The 12,272-nt window shown below is 65.0% G+C and carries 7 protein-coding genes; 2 read left to right on the forward strand and 5 right to left on the reverse strand.

Annotated features, from left to right (window positions below; translation table 11 throughout):
• Positions 1 to 60: 60 nt before the first annotated feature.
• Positions 61 to 981 (forward strand): UDP-N-acetylmuramate dehydrogenase, encoded by a 921-nt coding sequence (murB, locus tag ACYVRU_RS02840; RefSeq protein ID WP_335878764.1) that lies wholly within the window; start codon positions 61 to 63, stop codon positions 979 to 981.
• Positions 982 to 1,949: 968 nt separating this feature from the next.
• On the opposite strand, the gene ACYVRU_RS02845 is transcribed toward murB, so the two are convergent.
• The 5 genes from ACYVRU_RS02845 to ACYVRU_RS02865 all read right to left on the reverse strand — a co-directional run bounded on the left by ACYVRU_RS02845 (position 1,950) and on the right by ACYVRU_RS02865 (position 10,644).
• Positions 1,950 to 5,792, reverse strand: coding sequence for a phosphoribosylformylglycinamidine synthase (locus tag ACYVRU_RS02845; RefSeq protein ID WP_461185697.1), 3,843 nt, complete (start codon positions 5,790 to 5,792; stop codon positions 1,950 to 1,952).
• 161 nt (positions 5,793 to 5,953) lie between these two features.
• The gene (locus tag ACYVRU_RS02850) at positions 5,954 to 6,685 is read right to left on the reverse strand and encodes a hypothetical protein (RefSeq protein WP_114548582.1); all 732 of its coding nucleotides are present in this window, start codon (positions 6,683 to 6,685) and stop codon (positions 5,954 to 5,956) included.
• Positions 6,686 to 6,808: 123 nt separating this feature from the next.
• Complete coding sequence (locus ACYVRU_RS02855) at positions 6,809 to 7,690, reverse strand: phosphoribosylaminoimidazolesuccinocarboxamide synthase (RefSeq protein ID WP_114548581.1); 882 nt, start codon at positions 7,688 to 7,690, stop codon at positions 6,809 to 6,811.
• Between the two features lie 605 nt (positions 7,691 to 8,295).
• Positions 8,296 to 9,858 carry a sensor histidine kinase gene (locus ACYVRU_RS02860; RefSeq protein ID WP_461185698.1) on the reverse strand — a complete coding sequence of 521 codons (1,563 nt, stop codon included), beginning with the start codon at positions 9,856 to 9,858 and terminating at the stop codon, positions 8,296 to 8,298.
• Positions 9,859 to 9,933: 75 nt separating this feature from the next.
• Positions 9,934 to 10,644 (reverse strand): response regulator transcription factor, encoded by a 711-nt coding sequence (locus ACYVRU_RS02865; protein ID WP_022741169.1) that lies wholly within the window; start codon positions 10,642 to 10,644, stop codon positions 9,934 to 9,936.
• 263 nt (positions 10,645 to 10,907) lie between these two features.
• Here ACYVRU_RS02865 and ACYVRU_RS02870 point away from each other — a divergent pair, with 263 nt between their 5' ends.
• Positions 10,908 to 12,233, forward strand: coding sequence for a twin-arginine translocation signal domain-containing protein (locus ACYVRU_RS02870; protein ID WP_223900944.1), 1,326 nt, complete (start codon positions 10,908 to 10,910; stop codon positions 12,231 to 12,233).
• Positions 12,234 to 12,272: the final 39 nt, after the last annotated feature.

Raw genomic sequence — 12,272 nt, forward strand, 5'->3', positions numbered from 1 at the left:
CTCGGTCAGGGCATCCCGCACCTCCTCTGCATCCGTAATCCAGCTGAGGAGGAGCAAGCCGTGAACGCCCAGGACTTCGAGAAGAGCCTTCGGGATATCGTCGGTTCGCAGAATGTGCGTCCTGACGAGCCCCTGGCCGAGCATACGACATTTCGCATTGGGGGGCCGGCGCAATGGCTCGTGACACCACGCTCCGAAGACGAGGTGGCGGCCGTCGTGTCGACTTGCGAGGCGGGCGGGGTTCCCTGGCGTGTGCTGGGGCTCGGCTCCAACGTGCTCGCGCCCGACGAGGGACTTGACGGCGTGACGCTTCTGCTGGCGGATAATTTCGCGGACGTCGAGGTGCTGCCCGGCGGCCTCGTGCGTGCAGCGGCCGGGGCCACGAACGCCGCCGTGGCCGCCGTGGCGCGGGATACCGGGCTTGCAGGCTACGAGTTCGCCAGCGGCATTCCCGGCACCGTCGGAGGCGCGGCCATCATGAACGCCGGCGCCTACGAGGGCCAGTTCTCGGACGTAGCCGTGGAAGTACGCTGCCTGGTGCCCGACGGGAATTCGTGGAGCATCGTGAACGTGCCGGCAGCGGAAGCCAACTGGGGCTATCGCACCAGCCGCATGATGCGCGAGGGCTGGGTGGTGCTCGGGGCCACGCTGCAGTTGCGCGCCGACTCCCCTGCCGCCATCGCCGCGCGCATGGAAGAGCTGCGCGAGCGCCGCGAGAGCAAGCAACCGCTGGAGATGCCGAGCGCCGGCTCCACTTTCAAACGGCCGCAGGGCCACTTTGCGGGGGCGCTCATCCAAGAGGCCAGCTGCCAAGGTCTGCGCGTGGGCGGCGCGCAGGTGTCCGAGAAGCACGCCGGCTTCGTCGTGAACACCGGCGACGCCACCGCCGCCGACGTGCTAGCACTCATCGCCGAAGTGCAGCGCCGCGTTCGCCAGACCACCGGCGTGGAACTGGAGCCCGAAGTGAGGCTGTGGCAGTAGCCTGGCAGCAATTCGCAGGGGGCCCGAGAGTATCCACAGCACAACGCGCTCTTTTGCCGTTTTTCAAGCACAGCCCGTAGCCCGAGGTGCCTTTTCGCCACACACCCGAGTACAACTCACAGCCCGAGGCGCTTTTTTGTCAGGGCAACTGCGCGCCTTCGTCATTTTTGCGGGTCGGGCTACGGTGTTAGCTCATGTTGACAAATAGATGCTAAGCAATGACCTGCTTTTTTGCTCTATACTACAAAGTTTGCTGTATACAACACCGTAGCCCGGGGCGACTTTTTGCCAGGGGCGTCGTCACTCGTTGACATTTTCGAAGGTCTGGCTGCGGTCTTCGGCGGCGGCTTTGCGGCAGCGGCGGTGCAGAAGGTAGGCCCAGGCGAGAACCCTCAGCCTTCGCAGCCGCGCCACGCCTCCCTGCGGGTCTCGTCGAGCACGTCGGTCACCCACTGCACCACATAGAGCGGATCCACAGCGCACTCGACCCCGGGGCAGTGCCGCGCGACGACCTCGACGATCCATCTGGCGCCGTCGACAAGGAGACCACAACCACAGCCCTACCGCCCGATGAACCGGTATCCATCTTTCTCGGACAAGATCCGCGATATGACACCTGCCCTCTTCCAAGATCGGGGGTTTGGCACCCCCGAATTCGGCCAAAAACCGCAGTTTGGTACCTCGACTCCGAAGAAACACCAGGTCAGAAATTCGTACGTGCAAGTTTTCGGGTACCAAACTTCGCAATTTGACCAAGGCAGGGTACCAAACTGCCAAACTTGGCACCATTCGATGCCAAACTCCGCAAGTTGGCCGCAAAAAGGGCGACGCCAGGTACCAAACTTCCGTTCCTGACGTCGCCCTTGTTGTTTTCGGGCATCAAACCCCCGGTCCCACCGACGGGCGGTCGCACGCCACCCTCCCGAGCAGCCACCTCATGCAGCGGCAACTACCTCGCGTGGCAGTAACTACTTCGTGCGGAAGTAGTCGACACCGCCTTCGAAGAGGGGCTGGTAGGTGTTGCCGAAGGCGTTCTTGTACAGGCCCGCGCCGGCGCGTTCCGTGTGACCCATCTTGCCGAGCACGTGGCCGTCGGGGCTCGTGATGCCCTCGATGGCGAGCATCGACCCGTTGGGGTTCACCGCCAAGTCCATGGAGGGCTGCCCCGCGGCGTCCACGTACTGAGTGGCAACTTGTCCGTTCGCAATCATGGAATCCAGCAGAGGCTGCGGCGCCACGAAGCGCCCCTCGCCGTGGCTGATGGCCACGGTGTGCATCTCGCCCACTTCCATGCGGCTCATCCAGGGGGACATCGTGCTGGCCACGCGCGTTCGCACGAGCGTGCTCTGGTGACGGCCGATGTTGTTGAAGGTGAGGGTGGCGCAATCGGCGTCCATGGGACGGATGTCGCCGAAGGGCACCAGGCCCAGCTTCACGAGCGCCTGGAAACCGTTGCAGATGCCGAGCATGAGGCCGTCGCGCGCCTGCAGCAAATCGCGCACCGCCTCGGTGACCTCCGGGGCGCGGAAGAAGGCCGTGATGAACTTCGCGGAGCCGTCGGGCTCGTCGCCGCCGGAGAAACCTCCGGGAATCATGACAATCTGGGACGCCCGAATAAGACGCGCCAGCTCGGCGGTGGATTCGGCCACCGCCTCGGGCGTCAGGTTGTTCACCACGTACACGGTGGGCACGGCGCCGGCCCGCTCGAAGGCGGCAGCGGAGTCGTACTCGCAGTTGTTGCCGGGGAACACCGGAATGACCACGCGCGGAGCACCGGAGGCGTCGCCCAGCAGCGCCGGGCCGTGGTAAGCCGGAGCCGCCTCCCCTTCGAAGCTGATGGCGGGCACGGGCTCGGCGACGGCGCGCTCCTCCGGCGAGGTACGGTACGGGAACACGCTTTCAAGGCCGCCTCCGCGTTCCCACGCCTCCTGAACCACGGCGAGATCGGCCACTTGGCCGTCGCACGCCAGCTCGTAAGCGCTGGTCACCTGACCGAGTGCCACCACATCCACGTTGGCGTCGAGTCCAGCGTCTTCCAAACGCGTGACGACGGACTGGGCATCCTCGCCGGCAGCCAGCTCGATCACGAACGTGCCGTAGGCCGGCTCGAACAGCTGGCCCATGTCGATGTCCTCGTCCACGGTGATACCCAGGCCATTGCCCACGGTCGCCTTCACCAGCGTCTCGGCCAAGCCGCCGTAGGCGCCGCTCGCGCAGGCCCGCACGACACCCGCACCGATGAGGTACTCCACCGCGTCGAAGGCGGCGCAGACGCTCGACGCCAGCGCGTCCTCGAAGGAAACCCAGATGAGGTTGTCGCCCGCTTCCTTCAGCTCCGGCGAGGTGACGCGGTCGATGTCACCGATGGCCGTCGCGAAGGACACGAGCGTGGGCGGCACGTCCAAGTCCTCGAAGGAGCCGGACATAGAGTCCTTGCCACCGATGGCGCCCACCCCGAAATCGATCTGGGCCATGAGCGCGCCGAGCACCGCCGCCATGGGCTTGCCCCAGCGCTCGGGATCCTGGCGCAGCTTCTCGAAGTACTCTTGGAAGGTGAGGTACATGTTCGCCCGCTCGAAGCCGGTGGCCACGAGCTTCGCCACGGAATCGAGCACGGCCATGTAGGCACCAGCATAGGGGTCGTAGGACGAAAGATACGGGTTGAAGCCCCAGGACAGGCCCGAGACCGTCGTGGTCTTGCCGCCGAGCACCGGCAGCTTCGCCACCATGGCGAGCGCCGGGGTGAGCTGGCGCGCGCCGCCGAAGGGCATGAGCACCGTGGCCGCGCCGATGGTGGAGTCGAAGCGCTCCACAAGGCCCTTGTTCGAGGCGCGGTTGATGTCGCCCATGAGCGCCGCGAGGGACACTTCCAGCGAGTCGGCGTCGCACACGGCGTCCACCACGGGGTCGGTCAGCTCGCTTGTCGCCTCGAAAGCGCGGTCGCAGGCGCTTTCGGCGAAGCTCTCGTCGGCCGGCGCGGGCACGGCCACCGCCGCATGCTTCGGCGCGCCGTTGCTCGCGAGAAACTCGCGGCTCACGTCCACGATGGTGTCGCCGCGCCAATGCATGCGCACGCGCGGTTCTTCCGTGACTACGGCCACCGGCGTGGCCTCCAGATTTTCCTCGTGGGCCAGCGCGATGAAGGCGTCCACGTCCTCAGGCGCCAGCGCCACGGCCATGCGCTCCTGCGACTCGGAAATGGCAAGCTCCGTGCCATCGAGCCCGTCGTACTTCTTGGGCACGGCGTCCAGATTGATGTCCAGACCGTCGGCCAACTCGCCAATAGCCACCGACACGCCGCCGGCGCCGAAGTCGTTGCAGCGCTTGATCATGCGGCAGGCATCCCCGCGGCGGAACAGGCGCTGGATCTTGCGCTCCACCGGCGCGTTGCCCTTCTGCACCTCGGCCCCGCAGCTTTCCAAAGATTCCACGGAATGGGCCTTGGAAGAGCCTGTGGCGCCGCCGATGCCGTCGCGGCCCGTGCGGCCGCCGAGAAGCACCACCACATCCCCCGGCGCCGGCGTCTCGCGACGCACGTGATCGGCCGGCGTAGCGCCCACCACCGCGCCGATTTCCATGCGCTTGGCGGCGTAGCCGGGGTGGTACAGCTCATGCACCTGGCCCGTAGCCAGGCCGATCTGGTTGCCGTAAGAGGAGTAACCGGCCGCCGCCGTGGTCACGAGCTTGCGCTGGGGCAGCTTGCCGGGAATGGTATCGGCCACGGGCACCGTGGGGTCGGCCGCGCCCGTGACGCGCATGGCCTGGTACACGTAGGAGCGGCCCGAGAGGGGGTCGCGGATGGCACCGCCCACGCAGGTGGCCGCGCCGCCGAAGGGCTCGATCTCGGTGGGGTGGTTGTGGGTCTCGTTCTTAAAGAGGTACAGCCAGTCCTGCTCCTCGCCATCGACATCCACCTTGCACTTGATGGTGCAAGCGTTGATCTCCTCGGACTCGTCGAGCCCGGTGAGAATGCCCTCTTTCTTCAGCCACTTCGCGCCGATGGTGCCCATGTCCATGAGGCAGACCGGCTTCTCATCGCGGCCGAGCTCGTGGCGCAGCTCCAGATAGCGGTCGAAGGCGGCCTGCACGTTGGCGTCGGCGATTTCCACGTCATCGAGCACGGTGCCGAAGGTGGTGTGGCGGCAGTGGTCCGACCAGTAGGTGTCGATCATCTTGATCTCAGTGATGGAAGGATCGCGGCCCTCTTCAGCGAAGTAGGCGCGGCAGAACTGGATGTCGGCCAGATCCATGGCCAGGCCGCGCTCGTCGATGAAGCGGGCCAGCTCGTCATCGGAAAAGGCGGTGAAGCCCTCGATGACCTCCACGTCGGCCGGGCGCTCGAAGGCCATGGCCAGGGTGTCGCGAGGCTCAAGCGACGCTTCGCGAGCCTCCACCGGATTGATAACGTAGCGCTTCACGGCTTCCACGTCAGCGTCGGTCAGGTTGCCTTCCAGGTAATACACCACTGCCGAGCGAACATCCGGGCGCTCGCCCTGGCTGATGAGCTGGATGCACTCGCTCGCCGAGTCGGCGCGCTGGTCGAACTGGCCGGGCAGGTACTCCACGGCGAACACGGCCGCGCCGGGGGCATCGGGCAGGTCGTAGGTGGCGGTGTCGGACTGCGGCTCGGAGAACACCGTGGGCACGCAGGCGGCGAACAGCTCCTCGCTCGCGCCTTCCACGTCGTAGCGGTTCACCAGGCGCACGCCGGTCAGCCCCGAAATGCCGACGATGTCGCGCAGCTCGGCTGCCAGGGCGCGAGCCTCGCCATCAAACCCGGGCTTCTTCTCAACATAGACGCGAGATACCATGGATGTGCCTCTCTCTTCAAGGAATGAGCGCTCGAACTTTTCCATAGGGGTGGACCTTAGTTCAACTGACCCCCCCGTACGGGGCGACCTCGGTCGCTCCTCACCAAGTGGAGTCACCTCACTTGAGAAGGGGCGACCGAGGTCGCCCCCTACGGTAGGTGCTACTCGGTTTTTTGAGCTTTTTCGGCCTCTTTGGCGGCCTTCTTCTCGGCTTGCATCTTCTCACGGTTCGACAGACGGAAGCCGCTGCCGAACAGGCCGCGGCGGGCCGGCTTCACCGGAGGCTCGTCGGACTCGCCGGCATCGGCGGCATCGGCATCCCCATCGGCCTCGCCAGCCTTCTTCTGGGCCGCATGGCGGTTCTGGTTCTTCCCCGACCCCTTCGCCTTCACCTGCTTGGCCTGCTGCACGCGGCGCGCCTGCTTCTCGGCCTTGGCGTTCTTCTCCTCAAGCGCCAGCATGCGCTCCTGGTAGGCCACGCGCTCCTTCTTGATCTTCCAAAAATCGAGCACGAAAGCGGCGATGATGAACACGTAGGCCAAGATGAGCGTCACAACCGCCACCTGAGGCGGCAGCGACTGCTGGCCGACGAAGCTCAAGGTCGTGCAGCCGATGGCCGCGATGAGCAGGATCCACCAGATGAGGCGCAGACGCTTGTAGCGCGGCGTGTCGGGCTTGTAGTACTTGCGCTCCACCTCGCGCTGCTTGGCGGCGGCGGCCTTGCGGGCGGCCTTCTCCTCGGCCTTGCGCTGCTCGGGCGTCTTCTTCGCCGATTTCACGGTGACCGAGGCGGCGGCCTTGGCCTTGGGCTTGGCCGAGGCGGCCGACTTGCGCGTTGTGCCGGTGCGCTCCTCGGAGGTGTAGCGTTCGTTCATGGGGTTGCGTTGGGACATCTCTCTCCTTCAGTTCACGTCATCTTGAGCGCAGGCCGAAAGGCCGAAGTCGAAAGATCTCGCGAGATTTTTCGACTCGCTCCGCTCGCTCAGAATGACGGCGGGTTTTGCGGGCGGGCGGCGCTAGAACGTCGCGGGGTCGAACTTCTTGCCGGTGATGGTCTCGTAAGCCTGGATGTACTTCGCGGACGTGGCGTCGATGATCTCCTGGGGAAGGCGCGGCGGGTTCCCGGTCTTGTCCCAATGGGCCGTCAGCCAATCGCGGACGAACTGCTTGTCGAAGCTGGGCTGGTCCTTGCCCTCCTCGTAGGTATCGCCGGGCCAGAAGCGCGAGGAGTCGGGGGTGAGTACCTCGTCGGCCAAGATGATGGTGTCACCGAGACGGCCGAACTCGAACTTCGTGTCGGCGATGATAACACCGCGCTCGGCCGCGTGGTCGGCGGCGGTGGTGTATACCTTCAACGCCAAGTCGCGCAGGGCCGTGGCATCCTCTTCCCCGAGGATTTCCGTAAGGCGCTCGAAGGAGATGTTCTCGTCGTGGTCGCCAATCTCGGCCTTGGTGGAGGGGGTGAAGATGGGCTCGGGCAGCTTCGAGGAGTTCACGAGGCCTTGGGGCAGCTCTATGCCGCAGACGGTGCCCTCGCGGTTGTACTCCTTCAGGCCGCTACCAGCCAGATACCCGCGCACGATGCACTCGGCGGGGAACATGTCGGCCTTCTTCACTAGCATGAAGCGACCGCGCAGATAGTCGGCGTAGGGCTGGAACTCCTCGGGCAGGTCGGCCACGTCGGTGGAGATGAGGTGGTTCTCCACGACGCCGTCGAGCAGATCGAACCAGAACTTGGAGAGCTGGGTGAGCACCTGGCCCTTGTAGGGGATCTCGTCTTCCAGAATGTAGTCGAAGGCCGAGATGCGGTCGGTGGCCACGAGCAGCAGCCTGTCGCCCAAATCGTACAGATCGCGCACCTTGCCCTGCGCGTCGGGAGTAATGTCGATTCCCGCCATGAGTGCCCTTTCTCCTTGATGGCCCGGCTGCCGCTCCGCTCGAACACCGCCCAACGGACGCCGTTCGAGCGCAGGTACCCAAGCGCTTTTCGCGTATCGGACATTATGGCACAAATACGGCCCTCGCACCGTCGCTTCACAGAGAACGGCACGATACCCCTTCTGTTCGAAATGGCCAAAAAGTACCCATTAACTGTCAGTCGGCGCACCATTTCTGGCCATTGATTGTCCGGCCAGCAAAAAGCCCTCCATCCGTTTCGCGTTTCGCCTGGTCAGAAGACGCGGCAATCGACGAGAACATGGACGCGCGCGCACCAAATGCAGCTAGCGGTCCTTTTTTGGCCAAAACGGGGCCAGCACAGGGGGCAACTCGCAGCTAGCTACCCGTTTTTGTCCAATACGTGTCCACCGCAGGGCTAGCTCGCAGTTAACGACCCCTTTTCGGCCAAAACGTTACCATCCCAGGGGCTAGCTCGCAGCTAGCTACCCGTTTTTGTCCATCTCGATCGTCAGGCGCCCAGCAATGCCGTAAATCGCGCCATCCGGATCGCCGCGACGTTGCTTCGAGGCCGCAAAACTTGCAGAACGCCGAAGGGCACCTTCTCCTATCGGCTTGCTTTCGCGGGCTTTTTGTGGCCGGTGCGCTTCTTGGAGTTGCGGCGGTGCTTGGAGGCGTCTTCGTCGTACAACGGGATATGGATGGTGAAGCAGGCGCCCTTGCCCTTCTCGCCTTCCACCTGCACCCAGCCGCCGTGGCGGTCGACGATCTCCTTCACCACGGCCAGGCCCACGCCCAAACCACCGCTCTCGCGGTTGCGGCCGGCGTCGGCGCGCCAGAAGCGCGAGAACACCATGCGGGCCTCCTCTTTGGAAAGGCCGATGCCGGTGTCGCGCACAGCAATGGAGGCCATGATGTCGCCCTTCTTCACCGACACCGTGATGTGGCCGCCCTCCGGGGTGTAGCGCACGGCGTTGGAAATCAGGTTCGCCGTGGCCTGGCGGATCATGTCGGCGTCGCCCACCACCATGACGTCGGGCTGAGCGTCGTACTCCAGGGTGAGGCCGGAATCGGACACGAACATCTCATGGGTGGCAATGATGCCGGCGATGAGATCGCCGACGTTGACAACCTCTTCCTTCATGGGCTCGGCGCGGTTTTCCAAGCGCGACAGCTTCAGAAGGGCGTTCACCAGCCGCGACAGGCGCTGGATCTCGGAATTCACGGTGACCAGGCGCTCCTCGTCGGCCTCGTAGACGCCGTCGATCATGGCCTCCACCGTGGCCTGGATGGCCATGAGCGGGGTGCGCAGCTCGTGGGCGACGTCGGTGGTGAGGCGCCGCTCCAAATCGCGGTCCTTCTCCACCGACTCGGCCATGGCGTCGAAGGTCTCGCCGAGGCGGGCCACCTCGTCCTCGCCGGTCAGCTTCGTGCGGGCCGACAGATCGCCGTCGCCGATGGCCCGGGCCGTCTTCATAATGCGGTTGATCGGCGACACCAAGTTGCGCGCGAAGAGGAAGCCGATGCAGGAGGCGAGCACGATGGCCACGCCGCCGGCGATGAACATAGCCTGGTAGGAGTTATCGCGGAACTCCTGGTCGGGCTGGCGCATAAGGGCCTCGGAGCCGTAGACCCACAGGCGCACGGTGCCCACTTTCTCGCCATCGGGAAGCACGATGGAAGCCGTGGCCGCCTGCGAGCGGTCCTGAGGTGCGAAGGACGTGAACACGTCGCCCTGCTGCTCGTCGATGATGACGGAGGAGTCGAAAACGGTGCTCCCCTTCAAGTCGATCACCCGCACGCCCACACCGCTCGTGAGCTCGGTGGCCTGGGCGGCCGGGCGGGTGGTCTCGGGATTCCACAAATCGCCGGTCTCCTCGTAAATGGCCGCGATGCGGTTCGCCGTGGTCTCGCAGAGCGTCTGCATGTTGTCGGCCGTGTAGGTGCAGAAATGCTGTTCCCACACAAAGGAGACCACGCCGATGGCCACAAGGGCGGTCATGGCGGCGATGAGGGCGAAGGCCAAGGTCACGCGGGTCGTATAGGACAGGTTCGACCAACGCAGGTGCTTCTTTTCCTTCTTGCGTTCCGGAGAAGGCGAAGAGGCCGCCGGCGGGGCGACCTCTTCAGCGGTTTCCAGAATGCGCGGTTTTGCTTCCGTCTCGGTCATGGAACTCCTTCGAAGCAGACGGCGGACACCAAAGCCGAGCGGCTCCGGCGGCAAGTACGCGAAATGAACGGGCGATTACTGGCCGTTCTTGGTGGGATCCTCGAAGCGGTAGCCCACGCCGTGCACGGTGTGGAGCCACTTCGGGTTGCGCGGGTTGTCGCCGATCTTGGCGCGCAGGTTCTTCACATGGGAGTCGATGGTGCGCTCGTAGCCCTCGAAGTCGTAGCCGAGCACCTTCTCCACGAGCTCCATGCGGCTGTACACGCGACCGGGGTAGCGGGACAGCGTGGTGAGCAGCTTGAACTCGCTGGCGGTAAGATCGATCTCCTCGCCGGAGACGAGCACCTTGTGGCCCGACACGTCGATGGTGAGCTCGCCGAACTCGAGCACCTCGCGCTGGGGCTCGGAATCGGCGTGCACGCGGCGCAGCAGCGCGCGGGAGCGGGCCACCAGCTCGCGGGGGCTGAAGGGCTTCACCAAGTAGTCGTCGGCGCCCAGCTCCAGGCCGATGATGCGATCTTCCACCTCGCCCTTCGCCGTCAGCATGATGATCGGCACATCGGAGGTGTCGCGGATGACGCGGCAGACGCGCTCGCCCGGCACCCGGGGCAGCATGAGGTCGAGGATGACCAGATCGAAGTGATGCTTCTGGAACTCTTCCAGGGCGTCCTGGCCGTCGCCGACGGCGGTCACCCAGTAGTTCTCGCGCTCCAAATAGGCCGTCACCGCATCGCGGATGGCCTTCTCGTCTTCAACCAGAAGAATGCGTCGCGTCTCGTTGCTCATGGAATGTGCTCCTTGCATACTCGCTTGCAGTTTCTAAGATGCCAAAGCTGAAATCTGTGCTGACCTGCGATTTCATCGGCAGTTGGCCCATATATCAGCCCGGCAGTCGTGTTTGCATTTATTGTAGCGTTTGCCTTCGTATGGTCGCCGAGGCGTATGCGAAATGACACAATAGTCCCATGCCACAGAGAAGATCCGCGCCCACGCGGCGCGTTGCAACAAAACAACCCACATCCCTCTCCTTGCCCGGAGGCCACGAGGTCTTGCTGACGCGCCGTCATTTCCTCTACGGCGTGGCGGGCGTGGCCGCGCTGGCCGCCGTGGGCGGCGGGGCCGCTTGGGCAGCCGGGCGCTCCGGCGACGACGACGCCCTGAAAACCCTTAAGGTGCCCGAAAACGCCGTCACCGCGCAGACCGACTTGGAAGAGATGGAAAACTATGAGGACGCCGTCACGCTGGCCGGCTCGGCGAAGCTGCCCTTCGGCACGCTCGTCTGGTGCAGCGACGACGCCGTTGCCGCCTGCCTGCTTCCCACGGAAACCGCCAAGCCCCTGGCCGAGGTGGGGCTCCTCGACCTGTCCTCAGCCGAGTGCACCACCATCATCGAGCATGCCGTGGGCGAGGCCGAGGGTTTCGAGATTTACGATGTGCGCGCGAACAGCGCCGGCGTCGTCTGGACCGAAGCCGACATCCTGGACAATGTCTGGCGCGTGTACGCGGCATCGCTTTCCGGCACAACGCTGGGCGAGCCGCAGCTGCTCGACGAGGGCGACGTGAACTGGGAGATGCCCACCTTGGCCGTCGCCGCCGGCTACGCTTTCTGGCAGCGCCTTCCGCAGCTCGACGGCAACGCCCGCGTGGAAGATTCGCAGCTTTTGCGCGCCGCCTTCGGCACGGCCGATTCCCAGGTAGTGTACGCCTCCCAGGGACGCATGGCCTGCGCGCCCACCTCCTGCGGAGACAGTCTCGCGCTGGCGCCCCGCGCCCGCACAAGCGGCACCTACTACCAGCTCACCCACCTGGACGCCGCCACCGGCGAGGTTACCGACGCCTGCGTTCTGCCCTCGTCCATGAAGCCGATGGAATGCGGCTGGGGCAAAACCGGCTTCAGCTTCGCTTTCGACGGCATTTACAACTACGGCGAGGGTATCGCGAATTTGGGCACCTACTTGCCCATGGAATCCCCCGAGGCCGTCTCGCTCGCGGCAGCCAACGCTGAGGAAGCCGCTGCCGAGACGGGCGAGGCAGACGCCGCCGCGCCGTACCTGCCCATCGCCTGCACCAACCTCGGCACTGAGGCCTACAGCGCCGTGCCCTGGTTCCATTTCGCAGCGAACCCGCTTTCCCCGCCCTGCTGGTGCGGCAACTGGCTCATGGTGCGCGGCGGTAGCTTCATGGTGGCCATCGATCTTGCAGGACGACGCTATGTGAAGCTGCCCCTTGAGGAGGGATCGGGCGACTACAACGATTTCCTCGCTTCCACGCATATGGGCACGCGCGCCGTCACCTACTGCAACGTGGACTACACCCCCATCGGCGGCGAGCAGCAGAAGCACTGCCTCGTCCGCATCTGGGAACCAGCGGCGTAAGGGCCTCGCCGTCGAAACCCCGTAAGCGAACCGCTATGA

The organism is Adlercreutzia sp. CNCM I-6216 (genome assembly GCF_977113345.1).

Coding starts and splice junctions, on each gene's coding strand:
- ACYVRU_RS02865 (WP_022741169.1), bottom strand. CDS start 10,644: ATGAGCAACGAGACGCGACGCATTCTTCTGGTTGAAGACGAGAAGGCC.
- ACYVRU_RS02860 (WP_461185698.1), bottom strand. CDS start 9,858: ATGACCGAGACGGAAGCAAAACCGCGCATTCTGGAAACCGCTGAAGAG.
- ACYVRU_RS02845 (WP_461185697.1), bottom strand. CDS start 5,792: ATGGTATCTCGCGTCTATGTTGAGAAGAAGCCCGGGTTTGATGGCGAG.
- ACYVRU_RS02850 (WP_114548582.1), bottom strand. CDS start 6,685: ATGTCCCAACGCAACCCCATGAACGAACGCTACACCTCCGAGGAGCGC.
- ACYVRU_RS02855 (WP_114548581.1), bottom strand. CDS start 7,690: ATGGCGGGAATCGACATTACTCCCGACGCGCAGGGCAAGGTGCGCGAT.